At 39.3% G+C, this 24,719-nt stretch carries 25 protein-coding genes and 2 pseudogenes; 16 read left to right on the forward strand and 11 right to left on the reverse strand.

The window, feature by feature from the left end; all coding sequences use genetic code 11:
- The first annotated feature begins 14 nt into the window (after window positions 1–14).
- Both BCAMP_RS03175 and BCAMP_RS03180 read left to right on the forward strand, forming a co-directional pair.
- Entirely contained in the window at window positions 15–878 is an 864-nt protein-coding gene (locus BCAMP_RS03175) for a TIGR03943 family putative permease subunit (RefSeq protein ID WP_035313612.1), read from the forward strand.
- Window positions 879–965: 87 nt separating this feature from the next.
- Window positions 966–1,313: a DUF1516 family protein gene (locus BCAMP_RS03180; protein ID WP_051456849.1), complete on the forward strand. Its 348-nt coding sequence runs from the start codon at window positions 966–968 to the stop codon at window positions 1,311–1,313.
- Window positions 1,314–1,394: 81 nt separating this feature from the next.
- Here the strand turns inward: BCAMP_RS03180 and BCAMP_RS03185 are convergent, their stop codons facing one another.
- Window positions 1,395–2,276 (reverse strand): phosphate ABC transporter substrate-binding protein PstS family protein, encoded by an 882-nt coding sequence (locus tag BCAMP_RS03185; protein WP_035313614.1) that lies wholly within the window; start codon window positions 2,274–2,276, stop codon window positions 1,395–1,397.
- 247 nt (window positions 2,277–2,523) lie between these two features.
- Between BCAMP_RS03185 and BCAMP_RS03190 the strand changes: the two genes are divergently transcribed.
- Window positions 2,524–3,885, forward strand: coding sequence for a L,D-transpeptidase family protein (locus BCAMP_RS03190; protein ID WP_035313616.1), 1,362 nt, complete (start codon window positions 2,524–2,526; stop codon window positions 3,883–3,885).
- Window positions 3,886–4,458: 573 nt separating this feature from the next.
- Here the strand turns inward: BCAMP_RS03190 and BCAMP_RS03195 are convergent.
- From BCAMP_RS03195 to BCAMP_RS03205, 3 genes and pseudogenes are all read right to left on the reverse strand, one after another.
- Window positions 4,459–5,217, reverse strand: coding sequence for a 3D domain-containing protein (locus tag BCAMP_RS03195; RefSeq protein ID WP_051456850.1), 759 nt, complete (start codon window positions 5,215–5,217; stop codon window positions 4,459–4,461).
- 295 nt (window positions 5,218–5,512) lie between these two features.
- Window positions 5,513–5,855 (reverse strand): annotated as a pseudogene (locus BCAMP_RS03200) (antibiotic biosynthesis monooxygenase).
- 83 nt (window positions 5,856–5,938) lie between these two features.
- Window positions 5,939–6,328, reverse strand: a complete 390-nt coding sequence (locus tag BCAMP_RS03205; RefSeq protein ID WP_035313618.1) for a DUF1149 family protein — start codon at window positions 6,326–6,328, stop codon at window positions 5,939–5,941.
- A 205-nt stretch (window positions 6,329–6,533) separates the two neighbouring features.
- Here BCAMP_RS03205 and BCAMP_RS03210 point away from each other — a divergent pair, with 205 nt between their 5' ends.
- On the forward strand, window positions 6,534–7,355 hold the full coding sequence (locus BCAMP_RS03210; RefSeq protein ID WP_198015690.1) for a MetQ/NlpA family ABC transporter substrate-binding protein: 822 nt from the start codon (window positions 6,534–6,536) through the stop codon (window positions 7,353–7,355).
- 43 nt (window positions 7,356–7,398) lie between these two features.
- Here the strand turns inward: BCAMP_RS03210 and BCAMP_RS03215 are convergent, their stop codons facing one another.
- Genes BCAMP_RS03215 through BCAMP_RS03225 form a run of 3 tightly spaced genes read right to left on the reverse strand, consistent with a single transcriptional unit; the run spans window position 7,399 to window position 10,328 of the window.
- On the reverse strand, window positions 7,399–8,292 hold the full coding sequence (locus tag BCAMP_RS03215) for a glycine betaine ABC transporter substrate-binding protein (RefSeq protein WP_035313622.1): 894 nt from the start codon (window positions 8,290–8,292) through the stop codon (window positions 7,399–7,401).
- Window positions 8,293–8,301: 9 nt separating this feature from the next.
- A complete protein-coding gene (locus tag BCAMP_RS03220) occupies window positions 8,302–9,144 on the reverse strand; it encodes an ABC transporter permease (RefSeq protein ID WP_035313624.1) in 843 nt (280 codons plus the stop codon).
- Window positions 9,144–10,328, reverse strand: a complete 1,185-nt coding sequence (locus tag BCAMP_RS03225) for a quaternary amine ABC transporter ATP-binding protein (protein ID WP_035313626.1) — start codon at window positions 10,326–10,328, stop codon at window positions 9,144–9,146. The genes BCAMP_RS03220 and BCAMP_RS03225 overlap by 1 nt, the downstream gene beginning before the upstream one ends.
- A 283-nt stretch (window positions 10,329–10,611) precedes the next feature.
- Between BCAMP_RS03225 and gloA the strand changes: the two genes are divergently transcribed.
- From gloA to BCAMP_RS12445, 6 genes are all read left to right on the forward strand, one after another.
- A complete protein-coding gene (gene gloA, locus BCAMP_RS03230; protein ID WP_035313628.1) occupies window positions 10,612–11,001 on the forward strand; it encodes a lactoylglutathione lyase in 390 nt (129 codons plus the stop codon).
- Window positions 11,002–11,066: 65 nt separating this feature from the next.
- Complete coding sequence (locus tag BCAMP_RS12440) at window positions 11,067–11,816, forward strand: tyrosine-protein phosphatase (RefSeq protein ID WP_051456851.1); 750 nt, start codon at window positions 11,067–11,069, stop codon at window positions 11,814–11,816.
- Window positions 11,817–11,880: 64 nt separating this feature from the next.
- Window positions 11,881–12,870: a dihydroxyacetone kinase subunit DhaK gene (gene dhaK / locus BCAMP_RS03240; protein WP_035313700.1), complete on the forward strand. Its 990-nt coding sequence runs from the start codon at window positions 11,881–11,883 to the stop codon at window positions 12,868–12,870.
- Between the two features lie 14 nt (window positions 12,871–12,884).
- Complete coding sequence (dhaL, locus tag BCAMP_RS03245; RefSeq protein WP_035313629.1) at window positions 12,885–13,481, forward strand: dihydroxyacetone kinase subunit DhaL; 597 nt, start codon at window positions 12,885–12,887, stop codon at window positions 13,479–13,481.
- Complete coding sequence (gene dhaM, locus BCAMP_RS03250; protein WP_035313631.1) at window positions 13,474–13,845, forward strand: dihydroxyacetone kinase phosphoryl donor subunit DhaM; 372 nt, start codon at window positions 13,474–13,476, stop codon at window positions 13,843–13,845. Before dhaL ends, dhaM begins: the two co-directional genes overlap by 8 nt.
- A 231-nt stretch (window positions 13,846–14,076) precedes the next feature.
- Window positions 14,077–15,024 (forward strand): DNA-binding domain-containing protein, encoded by a 948-nt coding sequence (locus BCAMP_RS12445; protein ID WP_051456852.1) that lies wholly within the window; start codon window positions 14,077–14,079, stop codon window positions 15,022–15,024.
- Window positions 15,025–15,103: 79 nt separating this feature from the next.
- On the opposite strand, the gene BCAMP_RS03260 is transcribed toward BCAMP_RS12445, so the two are convergent.
- From BCAMP_RS03260 to BCAMP_RS03270, 3 genes and pseudogenes are all read right to left on the reverse strand, one after another.
- Window positions 15,104–16,039, reverse strand: coding sequence for a metal ABC transporter substrate-binding protein (locus BCAMP_RS03260; protein ID WP_035313632.1), 936 nt, complete (start codon window positions 16,037–16,039; stop codon window positions 15,104–15,106).
- Between the two features lie 12 nt (window positions 16,040–16,051).
- Complete coding sequence (locus BCAMP_RS03265; RefSeq protein ID WP_156921128.1) at window positions 16,052–16,876, reverse strand: metal ABC transporter permease; 825 nt, start codon at window positions 16,874–16,876, stop codon at window positions 16,052–16,054.
- A gap of 12 nt (window positions 16,877–16,888) precedes the next feature.
- Window positions 16,889–17,579 (reverse strand): annotated as a pseudogene (locus BCAMP_RS03270) (metal ABC transporter ATP-binding protein).
- Window positions 17,580–17,962: 383 nt separating this feature from the next.
- Between BCAMP_RS03270 and BCAMP_RS14630 the strand changes: the two are divergent.
- From BCAMP_RS14630 to BCAMP_RS03285, 6 genes are all read left to right on the forward strand, one after another.
- The gene (locus BCAMP_RS14630; protein ID WP_051456853.1) at window positions 17,963–18,547 is read left to right on the forward strand and encodes an ABC transporter substrate-binding protein; all 585 of its coding nucleotides are present in this window, start codon (window positions 17,963–17,965) and stop codon (window positions 18,545–18,547) included.
- Window positions 18,499–18,978, forward strand: coding sequence for an ABC transporter substrate-binding protein (locus BCAMP_RS14635; RefSeq protein WP_051456854.1), 480 nt, complete (start codon window positions 18,499–18,501; stop codon window positions 18,976–18,978). Before BCAMP_RS14630 ends, BCAMP_RS14635 begins: the two co-directional genes overlap by 49 nt.
- Before the next feature lie 13 nt (window positions 18,979–18,991).
- Window positions 18,992–19,471 (forward strand): ABC transporter substrate-binding protein, encoded by a 480-nt coding sequence (locus BCAMP_RS14640; RefSeq protein WP_084038497.1) that lies wholly within the window; start codon window positions 18,992–18,994, stop codon window positions 19,469–19,471.
- Window positions 19,472–19,688: 217 nt separating this feature from the next.
- Entirely contained in the window at window positions 19,689–20,459 is a 771-nt protein-coding gene (locus BCAMP_RS14645) for a peptide ABC transporter substrate-binding protein (protein WP_051456856.1), read from the forward strand.
- Entirely contained in the window at window positions 20,398–21,351 is a 954-nt protein-coding gene (locus tag BCAMP_RS14650; RefSeq protein WP_269479258.1) for an ABC transporter substrate-binding protein, read from the forward strand. The genes BCAMP_RS14645 and BCAMP_RS14650 overlap by 62 nt, the downstream gene beginning before the upstream one ends.
- Before the next feature lie 307 nt (window positions 21,352–21,658).
- A complete protein-coding gene (locus BCAMP_RS03285; protein WP_051456858.1) occupies window positions 21,659–23,323 on the forward strand; it encodes a peptide ABC transporter substrate-binding protein in 1,665 nt (554 codons plus the stop codon).
- 43 nt (window positions 23,324–23,366) lie between these two features.
- Here the strand turns inward: BCAMP_RS03285 and BCAMP_RS03290 are convergent, their stop codons facing one another.
- Complete coding sequence (locus tag BCAMP_RS03290; RefSeq protein ID WP_035313636.1) at window positions 23,367–24,686, reverse strand: APC family permease; 1,320 nt, start codon at window positions 24,684–24,686, stop codon at window positions 23,367–23,369.
- Between the last annotated feature and the right edge of the window lie 33 nt (window positions 24,687–24,719).

The raw sequence follows: 24,719 nt of genomic DNA on the forward strand, positions 1-24,719 counted from the left end.
AGGAGGTTTTTTTAATGTTACGCGTCTATTTGTTATACGGCTATGCCGCCTTAATGACGTATTTTCATGTCAGTGGCAAACTCGAACAATACATTAATATGAAGTATGCCTATTTAAGTTTAATCGCCCTCTTTGGCACCCTGATTTTAGGCACGATTCAACTCATTTTAGTGTTCCGTGACGAGGATGCGGATGCGCATAAACACATAGTGACCGCTAAACCTGCTCCCGGTGAACATGTTCATACCGGTGAAAATCGTTGGTGGAAAAAGGTGATTGTCTATGGTCTATTAGCTTTTCCGCTCTTATCCGGCTTTACCTTTCCTGAAGTCTCACTTGATTCAAACATCGTCGCTGCCAAAGGGTTTAAGTTTCCCACAAATACCGATGCCGTTGGCGATTCCTTTGTTCGCAATCAATACCTCAAGCCCGACACTAGTTTCTACTATAATAAGGAAGATTATACAAAAACAATGCAAGCTGAACTTAAACCATATGTTAATAAGGAGCACATTACCTTAACCGACGATAATTATTTAACCGTGATGGAATTGATTTATGACTATCCTGCTTTATTTTCCGGCAAACAATTAACCCTGACTGGCTTTGCCTACGAAGAAACGGCGAACACTAACAAACAACTCTTTCTCTTCCGCTTCGGTGTCGTACACTGTGTGGCCGATTCTGGTGTGTTCGGCTTACTGTTAAACTTACCGACCGACCAAAATTACCAGAATGATACGTGGCTCCAAGCAACAGGGACGATTGGCACTGACTTCTATGCGCCGTTCAAACAAACAATCCCAACCTTAACAGTCTCTGACATTAGCAAAATTAAAACACCGGCAGAGAAATACGTCTATCGTAAATACAATTAGGCATTCATTTGACGATTGCTTTGCGCTAGCCAAAACGGTACACTAAAGAGAGTGTTTATTATTTATTACAGAATGGAGAATTTATTTATGTTTAAAACTTTTTTAGCGATTCATGCCTCTTCGTGGGCGATTTTAATTGTGCTATTGATTGCAGCTGCGATGTTGTACAGTAATAAGGTTATCAAAGTCGGTACAATCGTTCACATGATCTTGCGCTTAATGTACGTCGTAATGCTTGTTTCTGGCTGCGGCATGCTCTTTTTAGCAATTGATAACAGCGGTATGAATTCATTTACTTGGACCTTCTTAGGTAAGGCCGTCTTAGCGATTGCCATGATGGGTGTTTCTGAAATGCTGTTAATTCGTATCAAAAAAACAAAAAAACAAGCCTTGTCATGTGGATTGTTGATATTGTTTTACTCGTTGCTATTTTAGGCATTGCCTTTTCACATTAAGCATCAAAAAAACCGTTGAAGCAACACTTTAACTAGTGTCGCTTCAACGGTTTTTTCGTTGTTATTTAGTTGTTACTTTACCATCAACTGAACGTTCAACTTTCATTGCATTGACTGATGAATAGCCGAGCTCAGTCACAACGCCTGTTTGGACATCATCAGATAACATGTAGTCAATAAACGCCTCTGTTTGTTTATTTGCATCTTTCTTCGTATACATATGTTCATAAGCCCAAATCTTCCAATCATTTGTTTGGACATTGGCTTCTGTCGGTTTAACTTTATCAATCGTTAGAGCCGTTACTGCGTCATCGAAATATGAGAAGGCTAAATAACTTATCGCACCTGGTGTTTTTGCGACCATTTGACGCACTGTCCCCGAATTATCTTGTTCCTGTGCCTTCACTGATTCCTTGCCATCAAGTGCCCATTTCTCAAATGTCGCCCGTGTCCCCGAACCCTCTGCACGATTAATAACCGTAATCGCTAAGTCTTTGCCACCAACCTCTTTCCAGTTCGTAATCTTGCCGGTGAAAATCCCCACCAATTGCTCTTTCGCTAAGTTGGTGACACCTGTATCTGGATTAACGATTGGTCCCATTCCAACAACTGCCACCTTATTATCTTTAATTTTCGCTGTATCTACGCCTGTTTTTTCTTCGGCAAATACATCAGAGTTTCCAATATCGACTGTTCCTGCTGCAATTTGACTGAGACCTTGTCCACTCCCACCACCTTGAACATTGACGGTCACCTTACTATTTTCAGCTGTAAAGGCTTTGCCCACTTCTTCAGCTAACGGCTGTAAAGCGGATGAACCAACAGCGGTAATCGTCCCAGTCATTTCTGCTGACGCTTTTCCTTCCTTTTCATTATTTCCACATGCAACCAGCACTAAGCTCGCAACCACTATTATTGAAAACAACCCGATTGTTTTTTTCATCTCATTCACTCCATTTCAAGTTTGGTGTTCCTTACAGTTATTACTATACCGACTAATTGTAAAGCTGTAATAAAGGTATTGTTTTGTTTGTGTAAAGAAACACACCGCACCCTCAATAGTTACAAACACCCAGCCAATAAAAACATACAGTCGCGTTATTTTGATTTCCCATCAGATAAATGGTATTCTAAAGTAATATTTGCTAGTAAATAGTGAATTTGTCTAGACGAAAGGAGCATCTATTACGATGTCTAAAAAAACGCGTAATCTTTTAATTAGCTTTATCCTGTTATTAGTTGGCATTTACGGTATCATCACCTATACCTATAAAGATACATACTTACCTAACACATCCGTTAACGGGGTACCGATTAGCAGGTTGACAGTCAAAGAAGCCGATAAAAAATTAACCGATCACTTCAATTCAAAAAAATATCATTTGACTGAGAATGAGACCACACGATTCACTTTAACAGGAAAAGAGCTTGGCTATAAGGCTCAGTTCAAACAACTTCTAACATCAAAACAACAAGCTCAGACCGCCTTTAGTTGGCCTATCGCTCTCATAAGGAAACAGTCCTATCAAACGACATCGAATACCTTCCTTGATGAAAAAAAATTAACGAGAACATTAGAACAACTTAGCCTCAATGACGGTCAACGCACCGCGTCTAAAAATGCAACAATCGCTAAAAACGAAACCGAGTTCAGTCTCGAAAACGAAATTTATGGTGATGAAATTGATTTACAACAAGTGATTAAGAAAATCAAAACAACAGTCAGTAAAGATAAAACGACGATTAATTTAAACGATACCTATATTAAACCGACTTTGTTAGCCTCCAATAAAACGTTATTAGCGAGTTTAGCTTCCTTAAATAAATTGAAAGAACAAACAATCACATTAGCAATAAGTAAAAATAGCGTACGTATTCCGCAAAAGACCATCATCGAAACGTTACGTGTTACAGATAAGGGCGAAATCGCCACAGATACACGTGCGATTACAAACTATGTCGCTACTTTAGCAGCAAAATATGATACGAACGAAACAGCACGCTCTTTCAAAACAACTAACAAGGGTACCATTACGACAGCGGCGAGTGGCACGTATGGTTGGTCACTTAACACCTCTGATACCGAACAAAAGTTAGCAAACGCCCTACTTACAGGTGAAAATCAAACGATTGAACCGCTCCATTTCGGTTCGGGATATGGTGACAATGATCATACGATTAGTGGCACCTATGTTGAAGTCGATACAACTGATCAGCATATGTGGTTTTATAAAGACGGAAAAAAAGTAACCGACACAGCTGTTGTTACAGGTGATTCGAGTAAAAAACACGATACACCTCGAGGTGTTTTCTCAGTTTGGAACAAAGAACGGAACGCTACCTTAGTTGGTGAAGATTATAAACAGCCCGTTTCTTATTGGCTCCCCATTGATTGGACTGGTGTCGGATTACACGATGCTGGTTGGCGACCTAAATTTGGCGGGACCATATATAAAACGAGCGGTTCTCACGGCTGTGTGAATACCCCTCCCGCCGTTATGAAAGTGATTTACGATAACATTAAGGTCGGAACACCTGTCGTCGTTTATTAATGAAACAAGCTGTCAGTCATTATACTGGCAGCTTTTTATGTGTGAAAACGATTGTGTTTTTCTTATTCAGGATATGAAAAAGACAAAAGAATGCTCTATCGCTGATTTTCGATAGAGAAACTTTGTTTGTTATTGCCACTAAACATTGGCGATATCAAATCAAATGTCATGCAGCTCCACTTTTTTCTACAAGATTATCATTAGGCACAAGTTCTTCCATCGAAATTAATAGAAGTTGCTTTCAATCTTCTATTTGTTGTTTGGATGCTATAGGAACGCCAGCTCCTTATTTATCTCTAATTTATAACAACAAAATGTATGTACAAAGTAATCAGTTTTTTCAGTGGGGCTTTTTTTCCGAACATTTTGAGGTGGGCTACGCGAGGTTGCGTTAGGAAAACACACCAAAGTATGGCGGTAAGGTAACACCCGCAACTGTTTCCCTCATAATTGGAAGGACAAAAAAAGTAGCAAACCCTATCGGTTTACTACTTTGTCTTAGGGCCACTCTTCTTTATTCAAGAAAAATGTCCCGCTCTCCATCTGATGCTAATCTCCCAAACTTAACTATATTTATTTGACAGTCACAGTCACAGTTTGGCGACCCCATTGAACCGCTTCAGCTGTAGACATATTTAAATCAATAATATTACCTTGAATCGCACCACCTGTATCACGGGCCACAGCTGTACCATAACCTGGAACATAGACAGTTGAACCTAACGGAATAACACTCGGATCAACAGCAATCACTTTTTCACTTGTTGATGTCACAAGATAACCTGAAGCTGTACGACCACCTAATGAGACAGCATCATATGCAGTTGCTTGCACTGTTACTTGACGACCACCTGTTGTATTGGCTTCTACTTTTGGTACTGCTTGCTCTGCTTTTGGTGCTGCTTGCTCTGCTTTTGGTGCTGCTTGCTCTGCTTTTGGTGCTGTGGTAGTTGCAACTGCTGAACTACCTGTTAATTTCAACACTTGCCCAGGAATAATAATATCTGTCGTTAAACTATTCCAACTTTTAAGATTCACTTCAGTTAGATGTTTAGCTGTCGCTATTTTCCACAATGAATCACCTGTTTTCACAGTATAGGTTGCATCTGAAGCTGTCAGTTGTAAAGCTTGATCAGCGTAAATGACATCAGATGATAATTTATTTAATGACTTTAATTCTTCAATTGAGATGTTCTTTTCATTGGCTATCTTCCATAATGAATCACCTGTTTTCACAGTATATGTGTTAGCTGATGCGCTAGTTGTTGTAAATGTCACAGTAGCAAGCGTTAATCCTGCCATAATTGTTGCCGTTAATTTTTTGATATTCATAAGTTTTAATAACCTCCTTAAGATTATGTATTAACTTTAACATCAAAAAAGATATCATGGGTTACACTCAAATTAAGAGCTAGTAACGCTCAGATGCTGAAATCGAGCACAACTGTTATAGTTGTAATATTTAATGGACGGTCAAAATGAGGTAGAATCGCTTATCACAAGAGCTTTCCTCCTTAATCGCACAAAAAACGGCTGTCTTATTTGTTGCCTGACTGTAATATGAGAACTAAAAAAACACCGCATATCTAATCGCGGTGTTTGATAATCAATAACTATTTAATTAATGTTAACGAACAGGTAACTGTTCATGTACAACATCGTAACGGCTAATTGAACTACTAATAATACCCTTGCGTTGTTCTTTTTGATGACGTGTATCTTTTGTACGGCCATGAGCCTCTTTAAAATGAGTGCTTTTCACCCAGTTTTTTTTGCGCCTCATCAGTCGTCCAACGACTTGTTACAACAACTTCTTCAAACTCGTCTTTTGCTTGGTTGTGAAACAATTCAAAGCCTAAGAAACCTTCAACGTCAGCAATGCGCTGTGACACATCACCTTGCGTAAATTGTGAAATCACATGTTCACCATAACCAGGTTCAATTTTAATTGTATTCGTAACAATAATCATCTGTAATCCCCTCAATTCTTAGTATATCTTTAATTATAGTTGATAACGATTATCATTGTCAATTGAATTTGAAAAATCATCTGTTAGTTATTCGCTTCAAATTGAAGTTTATAACCTGGCTTGTCAAAGGCAATTTCGGTAACATCATACGTCATACGTTGGACGTAGTCTAATAGCGCCTCTGTCAATTCACGGACAATAGCCGCGTCTATCTCATTAACCGCTTCAAAGTAATCGACAAATTGAACCATTCGACTAATTTTACCGACAACTTTAAAATCTTCTAATTGAATATCAAATGATAATTCGAGGCGACAAATTTTCCCTTTTTTAAACATCTCATTATCATCGGTACCGACAGGTGCTAATTCGATTATATTGGTTTCAATTGTTGGCGTGGTTTTCTCAAACTGTTTTTCAGGTGTACTAAAATTAAATGTTTCTACTTTAATTTCTGATCGATTAATTTGCATTGAATAACCTCCTAGTTTACAAGTCAGGATAACTTGCATATATATTATTTTAGCATATCTCAGCAAAATTATTGACTTATAACCATTGTATGCTATGCTATTTTACATTAACTGATGATTATCGTTGTATCATAATCAATCTACGGGAGACTGCTCATGCAAAAAAAAAATAATGTTACCGCTCACCCTCCTTCTGCTAATGACGTTGGTTTTAGCCGGATGTGGTTCACAACAAAAAACTGTTTCCTCTATTAAAGTGGGTATTTTAGCCGATAATATTATTTGGCAACAAATTAAAGACGCTAGTAGCGATAACTCTTTAAAAATAACCTACCTAACCTATGCTACGAACGATGAGCTCAATCAAGCTTTGGCTGCGAAGGAAATCGATGTTGCCGGTTCACAAACAATCAGTGCCTTCGATAACTCCAAACAGAAACTTAAGCTTGATTCCCTTGTGTCAATCGGTTCACTTTATTGGGCACCACTCGGATTGTACTCTAGCAAATACAAACAACTCACTGATTTACACAACGGCGACACGATTGCCTTACCCGCAGATCCTGCCGAATTGGGACGTGCACTTGTCTTATTAAACGAAGCCAAGGTTATTACTTTAAACGCTAACTTTAATGGTAAAGGCGACCTCAATAAAATCGTCAAAAATCCAATGAAACTTAAGTTTCATTTACTCACTACTGCTGATGAGGTTCGCCTTGATGACTACGAAGCTGTTGCTCTCACGAACGAAGCTGCTCGCAAGCAAAAGCTTACTATCAACGACAAAGCCTTAACAATCGAAGTTGTCGTACCGAAAGCTTATGTCACCATCCTCGCGACTCGTACAGACAACCAAACAGATCAAGTTGTACGCGATTTTTTGAAATTAAGCCAATCGAAACAAGTAATTACCGCTGTCACTAAACAAGCTGAAAATGGTGAACAAATCGTCAAAATGCCATTAGAAAGCTTGGACGGATATGAGACAAGTTATACCGAGAAAGTCTCGCAAAAATCCGGTATGTAAAGAAAGGGTGTTCACTCAATATCATCGAGTGAACACCCTTTTTTTAGTTATTCTTCAAATCGGCAATCGAATTAATGTTTGTCATATAGGTCGGTACTGCCAATCCAACTTTAGCACCTTTTAAGTTCGGACCTAAGTCTTCAATATCGGCTTTATAATCTTGCATCAATTTACCTGATGTATTTGGCAACCAAGCCGCAACCATTGCATCAGCCTTGTTGGTTGCGATTGAAATCCACATTGGCTGAATTTCCATTGCTTGAATGGTAACGTCATAGCCCACACCACGTAGTGCTTCCGCAATCACGTTAGTTGAGGCAATTTCAGAATCCCAAGCGACATACGTCATCGATAAGGTTTCACCTTTAACTTTAGGTACATCCTTCGTCCATTTAGCGACTTCATTTGCATGTTTTTTCACCCAAGCTGCAGCAGCAACCTGTGGATCATCACCATCATTCACCTGCAGCATCACTTCTGACATGTCTGCTGGTTTCCAATTAAAGCGATCAAGTACCGTATATGCTTCTGGTTTATCCTTCTTCAAGCCTTTTCGGACAATCGTATTAATGTTCTCACTACCACCAAAGACATTTTCTGGATCATCTAAAAACTTCAAATCGAACTTGGTAAACATCCAGTGTGGTGTCCAGCCTGTAACAACGATTGCTTGTTTATGTTTAATCGCCTTACTCAACGTACTGGTCATTGCCGCTGTCGAGCTCGTTTGTAACTGCCAATTATCTTCTCGTAAATTATAGACAGATAAGGCCTTATCTGTTCCACTCATAATACCGGTGCCCGCATCAATGCCAGTAATCGTATAGTTGATTTGCTTGCCAAGTTTTTCGTGGTCATCATACGCAGCAATCTCCGAACATGACGCCAACAAAACAGTAGTGATGAGCAGTAAAAATACTAATGTATATTTTTTCATTTCATCACCCTACTTTCTTTTAGCCGTAAAGGCTTGCGTCATTCGGTCTAAAATAATCGCTACAATGACAATCGCAATACCGGCAGTAAAGCCAGCACCTGCTTCGTTACGCCCAACAGCAAAGTATACTTGTGTTCCTAGTCCCATCGCACCAATCATTGAAGCGATAACAACCATCGATAAAGCTAGCATCATCGTTTGATTGATACCGGCCATAATCGTTGGTTTCGCTAGTGGCAATTGTACTTTAATTAATTTCTGCCATGCTGTCGAACCAAACGAATCGGATGCCTCGGTTAACTCAAGCGGCACTTCGCGTATACCAAGATTCGTCATCCGGACCGTTGGTGGCATCGCAAAGATAACGGATGCAACAACTCCAGGTACCATTCCGATACCAAAGAAGGCAACGGCCGGAATAAGATAAACAAAGGCCGGCATCGTTTGCATGAAATCGAGGATTGGTCGAATAATACTTTCAGCTGTTTTACTTTTAGCCATCAAAATCCCTAATGGCACACCAAAAATGAAGGTGATTAAGCTACTTGTAATGACAAGCGTTAACGTCTGTGTCATATCGCGCCAAAAACCAAGATTCCAAATCAATAGTAAACCAACTAGTGCAAACACTAATAAACCATATTTTTTTGATTTTCGTGTAACAGCAAAAATCACAGCTAACAAGAGGATAATAAAGAGCCATTCAGGTATTAAATCGAATACCCATTGAATACCATTAACGATACCGCCAATAATATTTGTGATGACATTGAAAAAACCTTCAAATAACGTTAATTTATCAACAAGCCAATCAATCCAGACATCTAATGGTAATTTTGGTAGTTTATCCATTATTCATCGCCCCCATTTCCCGATAACGCTGCTAGTAATGAGCCACGAATCACAATCCCAATAAACTTCTCATCTTTCAGGACCGCAATCGGAACAGGACTGCTTGACATTTCTTCGATTAAATCATTGACTGGTGTATCAGCATCAGTAGTTGGTATATCACGGTGGATGATATCAGAAAATTCACCTTCACTCTTTTTAATAAAGGTTGACACTTCAAGTGCATGTACCATACCGATTAATTTACGCTGTTTCGTTACAAAAATACTTGATAAACCTTCTTCACCCATTAACTTCAAGGCGAAACGTGGGCCACGACGTTCTATGTCAATTGTTGTCGGGCGAATCATTACATTTTCAGCAGTCAATACTTTCGAGCGATCGACATCTTCTGTAAATTCTTCAACATAGGTATTCGCGGGATTCATTAGTATTTCTTCAGGTGTCCCAATTTGAACAACTGAACCATCACGCATAATCATGATGCGATCACCAATTTTCAAGGCTTCATGTAAATCATGTGTAATAAAGATAATTGTTTTTTGTAAATGTGCCTGCAATTCGATCAATTGTTCTTGCATATCTTTTCGATTCAACGGATCTAACGCTGAGAAAGCTTCATCCATCAAGAGTACATCCGGATTGTTTGCCAACGCCCGTGCTAAGCCGACTCGTTGCTGCATCCCACCCGATAATTGATTAGGGTATTGTTCACCATATCCTTCTAATCCTACTGTTTTCAAGGCTTCTTCTGCTAACTTGAAGCGTTCTGTTTTGTCTACACCTTGAATTTCGAGACCGAATTCGACATTTTTTTGAATGCTGCGGTTTGGAAACAAACCAAAATTTTGAAACACCATACTCATCTTGCGACGTCTCACATCAATCAATTCTTTTTTAGTCATTGTCGCTAAGTTTTCACCATCTAATAACATCGCACCCGATGTTGGCTCAATCAGTTGGTTTAACAAACGAATCAGTGTTGACTTACCACTTCCTGATAAGCCCATAATGACGAAAATTTCTCCTTCTTCGACATTAAAAGAGACGCGATTAACACCGACAGTTGCACCTGTTTGTTTTAAAATCTCGGCTTTTGATGCTTTTTTATCCAATAAAGCCAATGCTTTAATTGTATTTTTACCGAACACTTTTGTTAATTCTTTGACTTCGAACTTCGACATTTAAACCATCCTTTCGTAGTAACCAATTGGTTATTTTGACCTTTTATTCACCAAAAAACACTTACTACTATCCTATAACCTTAACAAAGATATAGAACTACTTCAACAAGACTCACTCCAATTAAACGACTATTTTACACCTAACACTAGGCTACCGCTATCTTTGTGGAAAGTTATTTTTAAATCTAGCTAGGCTGTTTCTGAGTGTTTTTTAAGCAATTCAGTTGATATCACTGTTTTTATGTACTACTATTAAAGTAACTAGCTAAAGGAGCTGACAAAAATGGCATTTAAAATGTTACACACGTGTTACCGTGTCAAAAACTTACAAGAATCCATCGCATTTTATAAAGAAGCACTCGATTTTGAAATCGTCAAAGAACGCGATTTTCCTGATGCAAAATTCACGTTAGTGTATTTGAGTAATTCGTTAACAACGGATGAATACGAACTCGAATTAACGTATAACTATGACCAAACAGAACCGTATACAATCGGAACAGGATATGGTCATATCGCGGTTGAATCTGATGATTTAGAAGCAACGCACGCGCGTCATTTAGCAGCAGGATTTGATGTTGGTCCATTAAAAAGCTTAGCAAATAATGCGGCCTCTTATTACTTCATTACCGATCCAGATGGTTATCGAATTGAAATTATCCAAGCAAAATAAAGACATACTGCAGCGCCAATTTCGGATTGAATTGGCGTTTTCATTTAATGAAGGGAAGTTCCCATATGAAACGAAGCATTATCAATTTCCGTGATATCGGTGGTTTAAAGATTGCAGATGGACGATGTATCAAAAAAGAAACACTCTACCGATCGGGTAATCTTGCGCAAGTTAAAGCTGCTTCACCAGCCTTTTCAACTTATCGTATCGCAACAGTTTGTGATCTGAGAACGTTGGTTGAAAAACGTTATCAACATACGAAATATGATTTTGATAATGTTGTCAACGTCCCATTAGTCGATAAGAGCCGCCAACTTTTCACTAAAAAAACATTGAAATTAATCACGCGCAAAGCGACTGAGGCTGACTTCGAACGGTTGATGATTGATACGTACAAAAACATGGTACTCTATTGCCAACCTGAAATCAAAACAATTTTCACTCTTCTGGCTGATGCCACTCAATTACCATTACTGATTCATTGTTCTGCCGGCAAGGATCGCACAGGCTTTATCAGTGCCCTCATCCAGTTATTACTTGGCGCCTCATATGACGATGTTTTAGAACATTATCTCGCATCCAATGATGAACTCACCTCTTCCATACGAGGACCTGCTCGTCTATTAAAAGTGATTAGTTTCAATCGTTTAAGTTCTGAGACGTTAGCGCCGATTAGAATGGTCCGTCAAAGTTATTTAGATGCCGCCTTGACGATTATTACAACCAATTTCGGATCGGTTGAACAGTATTTAATACAAGACTGTGGCCTCACTGCCACAACCATTCAAGAAATCAAACAGAATTTACTCCAGTAAGGAGTTGCTGTTTGTTTCTTTAAGATGTAAAATGAAAGCGTATACAACAAAAGGAGTGATTGATTTGAAAAAAATTATGAATGCACCAGAAAATATTGTTAATGAAATGTTAGAGGGACTCACGACTGTACACAAAGAGCTCGTTTATCGTGTGCCGGGCACTTCTGTAATCGCTAAAGTGGCACAGTCAGCTGGCCAAGTGGGACTTGTTAGCGGCGGTGGTAGTGGCCACGAACCTGCACACGCCGGTTTCGTTGGTGATGGTATGTTGGCAGCCGCTGCTTGCGGCCCTGTTTTTACCTCTCCTTCTCCTGATCAAGTGCTTGAGGCAATTAAAGTTGCAGATAGTGGCGCAGGGGTATTGTTAATTATTAAAAATTACAGTGGCGATATCATGAATTTTGATATGGCGAAAGACTTAGCAGAGATGGAAGGTATTGCGGTTGACTTTGTTATTGTCGATGATGATATCGCGGTTGAGGATAGCACCTATACACAGGGGCGTCGTGGTGTTGCTGGCACGATTTTGGTACACAAAATTCTCGGCGCCGCTGCGCGTTCGGGATTGAAGCTCGCCGAGTTAAAAGCAATTGGCGATGCACTGATTCCTAATATCAAAACATTAGGTCTTGCGATAAATCCGGCAACGGTACCTGAAGTCGGTAAACCTGGTTTTGAATTAGGAGCTGATGAAATTGAATTCGGGATTGGTATTCATGGTGAACCCGGATACCGTCGTGAAAAATTAAAAACATCCGCTGAAATGGCAACCGAGTTGGTCGACACACTGGAACGAAGTATTTCATTAGAGCAACAATCGATTGCGGTCTTAATTAATGGACTCGGGGCGACACCGTTGATGGAGCAATATGTATTTGCTAACGACGCCTTACGGCTGCTTGAAGCAAAAGGCGCTTCAATTGTTTTTAAAAAACTAGGGGATTATATGACGGCCATCGATATGGCAGGTGTCTCGTTGACTGTTCTAACCTTGACTGACTCACGCTATCTTGATTGGCTTAATGAACCCGTTACAACAATCGCATGGAATTAAAGGAGGAATAACCAATGTTAACTAATGCTAATTTAATGACTGCCCTCAACTTGTTTTGTGATGACTTAATTGCTAATAAAGCCTATTTAAGTGATTTAGATTCACCAATTGGTGATGGTGATCACGGTGTCAATATGTCACGTGGGGCACTTGCTTTAAAAGAAGCACTTATCGAAAAACAACCTGGCACTTTATCAGAAACATTCAAACTGGCTGGAATGACGTTATTAAGCAAAGTTGGCGGCGCTTCTGGCCCATTATATGGCTCTGCCTTTATGGGCATGAGCAACATTAGCGGCACTGTTTTAGCGAATTCCGAACTCGCCGACGCCTTACAATTAGGAATGGACATGGTTGCTAAGCGTGGAAAATCGACGGTCGGAGAAAAGACCATGCTCGATGTTTGGGGGCCTAGCATTGCGCACATTCGCGCAAATGACCTTACAACCACAACGATTAAAGAGGCGGTTGATGCTACGAAAGACCTCCTTGCTACAAAAGGTCGCGCTTCTTTCTTAGGCGAACGCTCAATCGGTCACATCGATCCAGGGGCAGCCTCATCAGGCTTCTTCTTTAATAATTTATTGAAAGCAGGTGTCTTGGATGACTAATGCTGGTATTGTTATTGTCTCACACGTTCCCGAACTGGCGGAAGGCGTCGTTCGCTTACTAAAAGAAGCCGCAAAAGATGTGCCGATTACTTTTTCAGGTGGCAACGATGACGGTGAAATCGGCACGAGTTTTTCTGTCATTGAAGCTGCCTTAGCAAATAATAGCGGCGACGAAATTTATGCCTTTTATGACTTAGGTAGCGCCAAGATGAATCTTGAAATGGTTGCTGAACTAAGCGCTAAAAACATCGTCATTTACGATACTGCTTTTATCGAAGGTGCTTACACTGCCGCCGCCCTTTTAGCAACGGGCGCTAAGCGTTCTTTTGTCGAGGAACAGCTACAATCTTTAACCATTAAATGATTCATCAATTTATGCCTTGAATTACGCATAAATTGATGAATCACTCAAATTTTATCAAAAAAACCCGTCACTACTTGCTTTGCAAAGGTGATGGGTTTTTTTTACTGTCATTTAGTCTTTTGTACTAACTCTTTATGTTTTACAAGCTAGTAGTCGTATGGCAGAATGAACGTATCCTAACGAATATTATTTTATTTAATAAAACATTACCTTAGATTGGAGCGATAACAATTGAAAAAAACAGAACTCATTTCATTTTTTTTAGATTTAAGAGATTTTCCAACAGACAAAAAAAAACATAGTAACACCAGGCTAAATGATTTAACAATCAAATATGGCATTGATTTCGAAACTGCATCGAAATTCAATCAACTACTCAGTGATACTTATACTGAAATTGAACAACGAGGCGGTATCGAAAAATATCAACATTCTGATATCAGCTGGTTAAAGAGTGAGTTGGAATTATTATTACTCGCCTATCATTTCTGCTCAGATCAAGGCCTTAAAATCGCTGACATTTCAGTAATGCTAAGCGCTAACGAAACAGCAATCTTCCCCAAAACACCTAGTCAATTACAAAACACTTTTTATAAATTGAAAAAGCAGCTCATTCAAGTTGAAGATATCCATAAACGCAAACCGGGCCGGAAACGAAAATCAAAAGAAGAAAAATCAGCACAACAAAGAAGAAAATTACAAAACAAACAAAGAGAAACACACAGCTATTCGAATCCCGAAATCGTCCGCCTTTTTTCCGATACAATGAACAATATCCAAATACTTTCGCATAACCCAGAAAACGCTGAAAAAATAACAGATGTTCACCAACTAATTAATGGTTTACACACGCTTTCAAGCATTGCTGTTGCTACATCAAACGCTCATTCTGCTCAAGCAAATACTATGAATGATTATATGCGCTTAAAAAGTCGATTGCTCTCGTTAGAATTAGAACTCGATCAAACGAAACAACAACAACATTCCTTACAACATCTTCTTAGCCAATACCTTTTCAATGGAGAAACAGCTTCATTGATAAGTGAAACAGCTTCATTGATAAGTGAAACAGCTTTTCAACAAAAAGCTCATAACTTATTGGCTACACAAGGTATTACGGAGGAAAACTATCAACAATTCGAATATTTTTCTGATGGTTTCACAACACAAAACACATAAAAAAGATACTGTTGTTCTCCATACGGGAGCAACAGTATCTTTTGCGTTAGAAGCTTCCTTTTCAGATAAATAATTAAACTTATTTTAACCCCTCGTAAATTTGCGTGATGTTCCACTCCATCATCGCTAAGTAGGTCGCTCCCGATGAGCCTTGTACACCTAACGAATCTGTATATAACTTCCCTTCATTAATCGGCACCTTCGTTTCTTGTGACAAGGTTGCCATGCTCTTTGGATTGACACTTGTTTCGACAAATAGTTTCGGTATTTTCGTCGCTCTTGTTAAATCAATAATCCGCGTTAATTGCGCTGGTGTCCCTTCATTTTCGGAGTTGATTTCCCAAATATACTCAGACTTCAAACCATAAGCCTTGCTAAAGTATTTAAAGGCACCCTCACTCGTAATTAACACGGCTCGTTCAGTTGGAATCGTCGCCAGCTTCATCCGGGCTTGTTGATCGACCTTTGTTAACTTATCCTTATAAGCCGTCGCCTTTTTCTGATAACTGTCTTTATGCGTTGGATCTTTTTGCGCGAGTACAGCTGTAATATTATCAATGTAACGCATCCCATTGTTGATATCGAGCCAAGCATGTGGATCCTTTTCTTTTTTTCCATTTAACGTAATTGCTTTAATCCCTTTAGAAACTGCAAAAGTGACCTCATTTTCTTTGTCTTTTTGTTGGGTACTATCAAGTAATTTAGTAAACCACCCATTACCGACTTCCAAATTGAGGCCATTATAAAAAATAAGCGCAGCCGCTGCTGTTTTGGCCGTATCAATCGGTAAGGGTTCGTATTCATGGGGATCTTGCCCGACCGGTACAATACTATGTACCGAGACATGTTCACCGCCAACCTGTTCAACCATATCTTTTAAAATCGAATTGGTCACGACCACTTGCATCTTATCAGCCGCTGTTTCTGCTGTTTTTGACGAGGCACAGCCTGTTAGTAACAGCGTCAAACAGGCGATAACTATTAGCAAACCAGCTGTTTTTTTCTTAAAAGTCATTTTTATCTCCCCTTAGCTTTTAATCCGACGGATCGAACTTTTTTTTGACATTAGAAACGCAACGACAAAACACACGGCTGCACACATCACAATACAAGGACCCGAGGCAAGGTTATTCACAAAGCTCACATAGAGTCCGACGACTGCACTGAGCACACCAATTGTTACCGCTAAAAAAATCATTTGACCGAGTTTATTTGTTAATAAGTAAGCGGTTGATGCTGGGATAATTAACATTGCAACCACTAATATCACACCGACTGTTTGTAAGGCGACAACTGTCACTAACGTCAGTAATACCATCAAAAAGTAATGAATAACCTTTGTATTAACACCATAACTTTTAGCAATTATCTCATCAAAGGTGCTCACCGCTAATTGTTTATAAAACAAACTGACTAACACAATGACTAACAAAGTCACGACTAAGGTGACCCATAGGTCGGTCCGTTGAACAGCTAAAATATTACCAAATAAAATGTGATATAAATTAGTTGAACTTTTAGCAATCGTCACTAGAATCATTCCCAATGCTAAAAATGAACTTAAAATTATCCCAATTGCGGCATCGTTTTTCAAAGGACTACGCTCCGTAATGAACCCAATCCCTAAGGCAGCTAGTATTCCAAATACAGTCGAACCAATCAAAAAGTTAATGCCTAACATGTATGAAATGGCAACACCTGGCAAGACTGCGTGTGAGATGGCATCACCCATTAACGACATTCCACGCAATACGACAAAACTACCAATAATGCCTGAACTGATGCCGACTAAAATGGCTGTAATTAATGCCTGTTGTAAAAAGTTATACTCGCCTAACGCTTCAAAGAAAATCGAAACCACCTCCTATAAATTAATTGCGATACCGTATGCTTGCGCGATTGTTTCGCTCGTAAATACGTCAGCAACTTTGCCGTGAATCGCTGTCGTTTTATTCAATAACAGAACATCTTCAAAGTACTCCTGCACCTTCGTTAAATCATGATGCACAATTATGACGGTGTGCCCCTGTTGCTGTAAGCTGTGAATACGATGCATAATAATTTTTTCACTCACAATATCAACGCCTGCGAACGGTTCATCCAACAAATAAACATTAGCTTCTTGCACCAATGCTCTCGCAATTACAACTCGTTGCAATTGACCTCCGGATAAAGCAGAAATTTGTCGTTGTGCATAATTCTCCATCTCGACCGCAACTAAACTTTTTTTCACAGCTGCACGCTCTTTCTTACCCGGTCGTTGAAACAGCCCCAATGAGGGATAGGTTCCCATTAAGACCATATCAAATACCGTAATGGGATAACTTAAATCAATTGCTTGTCGCTGAGGCACATATGCCATTTTAGCGTCGAAATCATCGTAGGTGATAACCCCATCACTTGGAACTAATCCCACAAGCGCTTTTAAAAAAAGTTGATTTCCCCGCACCATTGGGACCAATTATGCCCGTTAACACACCTTTTCGAAGCGTGACGTTAATATTTTCTAACACGGTTACTTGGCCATAAGCAACTGACAAATGTTCTACTTTCATAGCTCCTCCTTTTGTTAGTCTTGACTAACTAAGTTTCCCAAGACCAACTTAATCATATTATAGCGTGTACGTTTTCAAAAATAAAGCAATAACCTCCAGGAGACTTTTGTTAAATATTCAGAAAATTCTCATTTAACTATTTACAGACTATTCTGAATAATGTATAGTTGTAGATAACACTATCTTGAATTGGGATAGATGAACGCTAATTGGGGGGATAATCATGACATTGAGAGCATTAGGAAAAAAAAGGCACCATTGCAACATCAGTCATCATCAGTGCCGTATTATTAGGGGCTTGCGGAAGTGATTCGGCGACAGATAGTAAATCCAAGGAGACGGCATCAAAGATTAAACTAAGTTCACAAACGAACATTTCTTACATGGATTCTCGCCTTGCAACAGATGAAACGAGTATTTTAACGTTAAATCAAACAAACGAAGGGCTTTACAGCTACGATTTAAAAGGAAAATTAATTCCAGCTGCAGCAGCGAGTGAAGCGACGACCAATAAAGATAAAACCATCTACACCTTCAAATTACGTGATGATGCACATTGGAGCAACGGCGATGATGTCACGGCTGACGATTTTGAATTTGCTTGGAAGAGTGCTGTTAATCCTAAAACAGGATCACAATACTCTTATTTATATGATGGTGTTGTCAAAAATGCGACTGACATCATTGCTGGTAAAAAAGATGCCGCTGAATTAGGCATTGAAGCGATTGATGACGAAACACTAAAAGTAACACTCGAAAAACCAGTACCTTACTTTGAATCGTTACTTGCCTTCTCAGTCTTCTTCCCATTGAATGAAGATTTCGTGAAAGAACAAGGTGCTGATTATGCTAAAAGTAGTGAGAACATTCTTTTTAACGGACCTTACACAATGAAAAATTGGGATCCAACATCTGACACTTGGACATTAACAAAAAAACAAAAAAGTATTGGGATGCTAAAAATGTAAAAACCGATACATTTGTCTATAACGTCATTGCCAACTCAGGGACTGGTGCCAACTTATTTGAAACTGGTGAACTTGATCGTGCCGAGTTAACAGGTGACTTTGCCAAACAATATAAGAGCAACGACAACTTCGTGAGCCGCGCTGGCGCTTTTATTTATTACGTTAAATTCAGTCAATCAGTCGATGTTGCTAAAACAGGCCTAGACAACGTTAACTTACGTAAGGCCTTAAGTGCCGCGATTGACTCAAACGGCTTAACAGAACACGTTTTATCAAACGGTTCTATTCCTGCTGAAGGGATTGTTCCTGCTGATTTTGTCGCTAACCCTGAAACAGGTAAAGATTTCCGTGAAGATGCTGAACCGGTCATTAACTTTGATGCCGACGCTGCTAAAAAATATTTAGCACTCGCTAAAAAAAGAAACCGGTAAATCAAGCTTTACAATTGAACTGCTCAATGATGATGCCGATGGTAGTAAACCAACAGCTGAGTACATTCAAGATCAATGGCAAACAAACTTACCAGGTGTAAAAGTAACATTGAAAACATTGCCTTATAAGAGCCGTCTTGAACTAAATGCATCGGGTGACTTCCAGGCACAACTGACTCGTTGGGGACCAGACTATCAAGATCCATCAACCTTTATCGATCTCTTTAAAACAGGATCATCTTATAACATGATGGATTACAGCAACCCAACCTTCGATGATCTATTAGTTAAAGCATCAGTTGATGAAGCAACAAAACCAGCTGATCGTTGGAACACGTATATTGAAGCCGAAAAACAATTAATCAAAGAAGATGCAGCTTCAGCTCCGTTATACCAAAATGCTGTTGCATCGTTAGAAAATGCGAAACTTAAAAACTATGAACGCTTCCCTTACGCTAGCACGATGTTGAAATATGTTTATTTAGAAAAATAAAAGTGCAGCAACCTGATAAAACTGTCGGAAGTGCAATCGAAAAAGTCAGCCCACTAATTGCGGAGCTGGCTTTTTCGATTTATGAGAACGATTAACCCCGACCGATTCCTTTTTTAGTAATTTATTTATTTTTATTTACAGAATATTCAGACTGTTATATAGTTGAAAGCAACACCATAAACAAAATGATATAACTATCTGAATTGGAGGAATATTAATGACAAAGACCAGCATTCGCAAAAAAGCACTTGTAGGGAGCTCAATTGTAATGACCGCCGTACTATTAGGAGCCTGTGGCAATAGTTCGGCCAATGAATCCAACAGCTCCAAAACAGCTTCAAAAATAAAATTGAGTGCTCAATCTAACATTGCGATGATGGACTCACGTGTCGCTTCAGACGAAACAAGTATCCAAGCCTTAAATCAAACAAACGAAGGGCTTTATAGTTATAATCTTGATGGAAAACTCGTTCCAGCAATTGCTGAAAAAACAACCACAAATAAAGCTAAAACAGTCTACACCTTTAAGCTCCGTGAAGATGCGGAATGGAGCAATGGTGAAAAAGTCACCGCTGCTGATTTTGAATATGCTTGGAAAAGCGCAGTCGATCCAAAAACAGCGTCAACCTATACTTATTTATTCGATGGTGTTGTGAAAAACGCAAGCGACATCATTGCAGGCAAGAAAAAAAATAGTGAGTTAGGCGTTGAAGCCACCGCTGCTGATACGCTAAAGGTAACGCTTGAACGTCCTGTTCCCTATTTTGATACTTTATTGTCCTTCTCAGTCTTCTTCCCCTTAAACGAAAAATTCGTAACAGCACAGGGTGAAAAATACGCCCAAGATAGCGACCGCATCTTATACAATGGCCCTTATGTCATGAAAGATTGGAAACAAGCCTCCGATTCATGGACGCTTACTAAAAATACGAAGTACTGGGACGAAAAAAAATGTCAAAACAAAAACATTTGTCTATCACCTCCTTGAAAACTCAGGCACAGGTGCTAACTTATTTGAAACAGGTGAAATTGATCGTGTGCTCTTAACTGGAGACTATGCCAAACAATATAAAACAAACGATAACTTCGTGAAGCGAACCGGCTCATTTGTTTATTATATTAAATTCAATCAAACAAAAAACACAGCGGTAACCGGCTTAGATAACCTCAATTTACGTAAGGCACTGAAAGCTGCAATCGATACGAAAAGCTTAACTGAGCATGTCTTATCAAATGGTTCCATCCCCGCTGAAGGGTTCATTCCGAAAGATTTCGTTGCTAATCCCGATACAGGCAAAGATTTCCGAGAAGATGCCGGTGCGGTAACGGCCTATGATGTTGCTGCTGCTAAAAAGTATTACGCAAAAGCAAAAGCTGAAACTGGCAAAGACAGCTTTACACTCGAATTACTCAACGATGACACCGATGGCAGTAAACCGACAGCCGAATATATTCAAAATCAATGGCAAACAAACCTACCTGGTGTCAAAGTCGAAATCAAAACTGTCCCAAAGACAAGTCGACTTGAACTCAACACTAAAAAAGACTACGAAACTCAATTAACAGCTTGGGGACCAGGCTACCAAGATCTCACAACTTATCTTGATACCTTGAAATCAGATGCAGTCAGCAATTCTATGGGCTATAACGATAAGGCTTATGATGAGCTCATCACAAAGGCTGCCGTCGATTATGGCACTGAACCATTAAAACGTTGGAACACTTTTATTGAAGCCGAAAAACTAGCCGTGCAAGAGGATGCCGCATTAGCACCTCTTTATCAAAACGCACTTGCGTCACTCGAAAATCCTCAATTAAAAAACTTCAAACGTTATCCGTATGCTTTAACAGCTCTAAAATACGTGTATTTGGAAAAATAATTCAGTATTGACTTACTAGTTTATAAACGATATTACCTTGTAGTCAAAGTCGCTTGCATTATTTTCGCAGAACAAGAAGTTTAATTCGACTTTGTCTACAATCTAACACCTTGACCTCGTCAAGGTGTTTTTTGATGATTCACTATGTTCTTTTGAATATAAACATCACGTGACAACCATTATTACAATGATAAGCATTATATATCTTATCGTTATCATGGAGATTTTTCAATTCAAATTAAGCGTTTACATTCATACTCTTATAAGGTAGGCTAAATTTAAATCCAACATCTTAGGAGGAATCACAATGACAAAGACCCCTTTTTTACGGCGCCTACTAATTATGACCGCTATCTTGATGCTAACGCTTTTAGCTGCCTGCGGTAGTAACGACACTACAAAAGCTGTTAAACCAGCAAAAGAAGAGGATACACCGATACGCCTATCCGTCTCATCCCCGATTACAACCCTAGATCCTCGTTTAATTGCTGACCGTACGAGTATGGAACAATTAAACCAAACCAATGAAGGCCTCTATTCCTATAATGCCGATGGCCAATTAACACCGGCTGTCGCAGAAGATTTCCCTAAACTAAATCAAGAACGCACGGTTTACACCATTCCCCTCCGTAAAAACGCCGTTTGGTCAAATGGCGATGCTGTGACTGCCAAGGATTTTGAATTTTCCTGGAAAAGCGCGATTGAACCTGATTCAGGTTCGCAGCTCACTTACATGTTTGATGGTTTGTTGAAAAATGCCACAAAAATTCTCGAGGGCAAAGCAAAGCCTGAATCATTAGGTGTAAAAGCACTCGATGATTACACACTCGAAGTTACATTAGAACGACCCGTTTCATACTTTCCTCGCCTACTACCATTCACAATTTTCTATCCGATTAATGAAAAGTATGCCACAAAAGAAGGCAGTAAATTCGGAACAGACTCTGAACATATTCTCTTCAATGGTCCCTATAAGCTAACTAACTGGGAACAAGCATCTAACTCATGGAAATATGAGCTAAATAATACGTATTGGAATAAAAAAGCCATTAAAACAGCGAATTTCACTTTCGATGTCGTACCTGATTCCAATACTGGGGCCAACTTATTTGAAACAGATAAATTAGATTTTGCTGAACTTTCAAGCGAATTCGCGAAACAATATAAAGATAACCCAAACTTCAAAGTGTTCCCAGGTGACACAACCCAATTCGTCCGTTTTAACGAAAAATTCGAAACAGATAAAACACATCTCGACAACACCGATCTTCGACTTGCTCTATCGCTCGCAATTGATCGTAAGACCTTAGTCGACAAAGTGCTTGATAACGGTTCAACGGCCACGGAAGGACTTGTACCGGCTGGTTTTGTTGAGAACCCCGTAACAAAAGAAGATTACCGTCAGCAAGCCCCTGCCGTTGTTCATTTTGATACGCAGAAAGCACAGACTCATTTAGCAGCTGCAAAAAAAACAACCGGCAGCTCTACCTTCACCATTGAATTATTAACAGATGATGGTGACAATTCAAAAATCGTCTCGGAGTACATTAAATCACAATGGGAAACAAACCTTGAGGGTGTCACCGTTAACATTAAACGCGTGCCACTTAAAAGCAGACAAGAGCTCGATCAAAACGGTGAATACCAAGCGCAAATAACCGGGTGGTCACCTAACTACCAAGATCCTCTTACCTATTTAGAAATATTCAAAAGCGATCAACCTGGTGAATCAATGGGCTACAAAAACGACACATTCGACCAGTTAATCCATGAAGTTGAAACTACACTCTATGATGATGAAACAGCACGCTGGGATACGATGGTTGCTGCTGAAAAAGTTGTGATTGAGGACACTGCTGCCGTTGCACCACTTTATGTCAATTCGGTCGCCACACTCCAAAATCCAAACTTACGAGATTACAAATTACACCCTTATACCTTATTGGCATTACGTTATATGTATTTAAAATAAAGACAAAAAAACTGTAAGTTGCGATTGCAACTTACAGTTTTTTTTACGCCTTTTTACGATGAATTAATAAATACACCGGAATCCCGACTAAAACAATCGCGATTGAAATGATAACTCCTTTTGGATCAGCGACCATTTGGCTCCAAATAATGTAAACTGAACCTAAAATTGCTACAATCGGCGTGATTGGATACAACGGTACACGATAGCTGCGTTGAGGGCCATTCTTATTCCGACGTCGTAGAATAAAGACACCGATAAAGGCAAACACATAAAAGATATAAATAACAAAAATACAGATGACTGATAAATAATCCGCATCGAAAAAGAGCATCATAATAATTGAAATTACCATCACAGTCGCAATCGCCATTATTGGTGTGTTCGATTTTGGATTAACATACGCTAACTGTTTTGCAAACGGCAGATCTTTTTCTTTTGCCATCGCATAAACAATCCGTGGAAAGGTCATAATCTTACCGTTTAAACAGCCTAATATTGAAATAATAATAGCAATATTTAATAACTTCCCACCAATATCACCAAAGAGTAAGATTGCAACAAAGGGTGCCGCTTTCTCACCTTGTGCAACAATCGTATCTGCGGGTAGCATTTTATAAATCGCAAGGTTGATGAGCATGTAACACCCCATCACGACAAATAATCCAATCGTCATTGCCCGTGGCAATAATTTCTGTGGGTTTTTCAACTCACCTGCCATGTTCGATAATAAAATCCAACCATCGTATGCATAAAGTGTCGCTAAAATCGCTACACCAAAGCTACCAGCTGTCGTCGAAGTTGCGTGTGATAACACCTGCCCAAGAGCCGCTTCATCCCCTTTTAATAGTCCAAAGATGACAATCGCTACAATTGGAACCAACTTACAGACGGTTGTAATAATTTGTGCTTTTGCACCATAGTTTGTGTTGATCATATTCAAAGCCATCACACATAAAGAAGCAAAAATAGCGATTGGTACACGCCACTCATCACCTACACCAAAAAATTCAACAAACAAAACAGCTAAGTAAAGACTCAATGAAGCGATAATCGCAGGACCATAAATGACAATTTGCATCCATCCTGAAAGAAAGCCCCAAATCTTACCATAAATATGGCTCATATAAATGTATAAACCACCTGTATAAGGTAACTGTGTTCCGATTTCAGCAATCGTAAGACCCGCAGCAATCGTTAAAATTCCACCGGCTGCCCAGGCTGCTAAAGCCATATTTGTATTTCCTACTTCTGAAAGCACTGACGCCGGTTTAAAAAACACACCTGAACCAATGATTGTACCAATAATTAATGCCAAGGCAGACCAAATGCCAAGTGTCGGTTTTAGTTCATTTTCTCTCACAGCTTTCCTCCATTGATTAGTTATTTTGCTCGT

The sequence above is a fragment of the Brochothrix campestris FSL F6-1037 genome (genome assembly GCF_000525915.1).
GTDB classification, from domain to species: Bacteria; Bacillota; Bacilli; order Lactobacillales; family Listeriaceae; genus Brochothrix; species Brochothrix campestris.

Excerpts from the sequence above, each read along its gene's own strand:
- BCAMP_RS03185 (WP_035313614.1), bottom strand. The coding sequence starts at position 2,276 with ATGAAAAAAACAATCGGGTTGTTTTCAATAATAGTGGTTGCGAGCTTA.
- BCAMP_RS03285 (WP_051456858.1), top strand. The coding sequence starts at position 21,659 with ATGACAAAGACCCCTTTTTTACGGCGCCTACTAATTATGACCGCTATC.
- BCAMP_RS03220 (WP_035313624.1), bottom strand. The coding sequence starts at position 9,144 with ATGGATAAACTACCAAAATTACCATTAGATGTCTGGATTGATTGGCTT.
- BCAMP_RS03180 (WP_051456849.1), top strand. The coding sequence starts at position 966 with ATGTTTAAAACTTTTTTAGCGATTCATGCCTCTTCGTGGGCGATTTTA.
- BCAMP_RS12440 (WP_051456851.1), top strand. The coding sequence starts at position 11,067 with ATGAAACGAAGCATTATCAATTTCCGTGATATCGGTGGTTTAAAGATT.
- BCAMP_RS14630 (WP_051456853.1), top strand. The coding sequence starts at position 17,963 with ATGGATTCTCGCCTTGCAACAGATGAAACGAGTATTTTAACGTTAAAT.
- dhaM (WP_035313631.1), top strand. The coding sequence starts at position 13,474 with ATGACTAATGCTGGTATTGTTATTGTCTCACACGTTCCCGAACTGGCG.
- BCAMP_RS03260 (WP_035313632.1), bottom strand. The coding sequence starts at position 16,039 with ATGACTTTTAAGAAAAAAACAGCTGGTTTGCTAATAGTTATCGCCTGT.
- BCAMP_RS03190 (WP_035313616.1), top strand. The coding sequence starts at position 2,524 with ATGTCTAAAAAAACGCGTAATCTTTTAATTAGCTTTATCCTGTTATTA.
- gloA (WP_035313628.1), top strand. The coding sequence starts at position 10,612 with ATGGCATTTAAAATGTTACACACGTGTTACCGTGTCAAAAACTTACAA.
- BCAMP_RS14645 (WP_051456856.1), top strand. The coding sequence starts at position 19,689 with ATGACAAAGACCAGCATTCGCAAAAAAGCACTTGTAGGGAGCTCAATT.
- BCAMP_RS03215 (WP_035313622.1), bottom strand. The coding sequence starts at position 8,292 with ATGAAAAAATATACATTAGTATTTTTACTGCTCATCACTACTGTTTTG.
- BCAMP_RS03195 (WP_051456850.1), bottom strand. The coding sequence starts at position 5,217 with ATGAATATCAAAAAATTAACGGCAACAATTATGGCAGGATTAACGCTT.
- dhaL (WP_035313629.1), top strand. The coding sequence starts at position 12,885 with ATGTTAACTAATGCTAATTTAATGACTGCCCTCAACTTGTTTTGTGAT.
- BCAMP_RS03205 (WP_035313618.1), bottom strand. The coding sequence starts at position 6,328 with ATGCAAATTAATCGATCAGAAATTAAAGTAGAAACATTTAATTTTAGT.
- BCAMP_RS03175 (WP_035313612.1), top strand. The coding sequence starts at position 15 with ATGTTACGCGTCTATTTGTTATACGGCTATGCCGCCTTAATGACGTAT.
- BCAMP_RS03225 (WP_035313626.1), bottom strand. The coding sequence starts at position 10,328 with ATGTCGAAGTTCGAAGTCAAAGAATTAACAAAAGTGTTCGGTAAAAAT.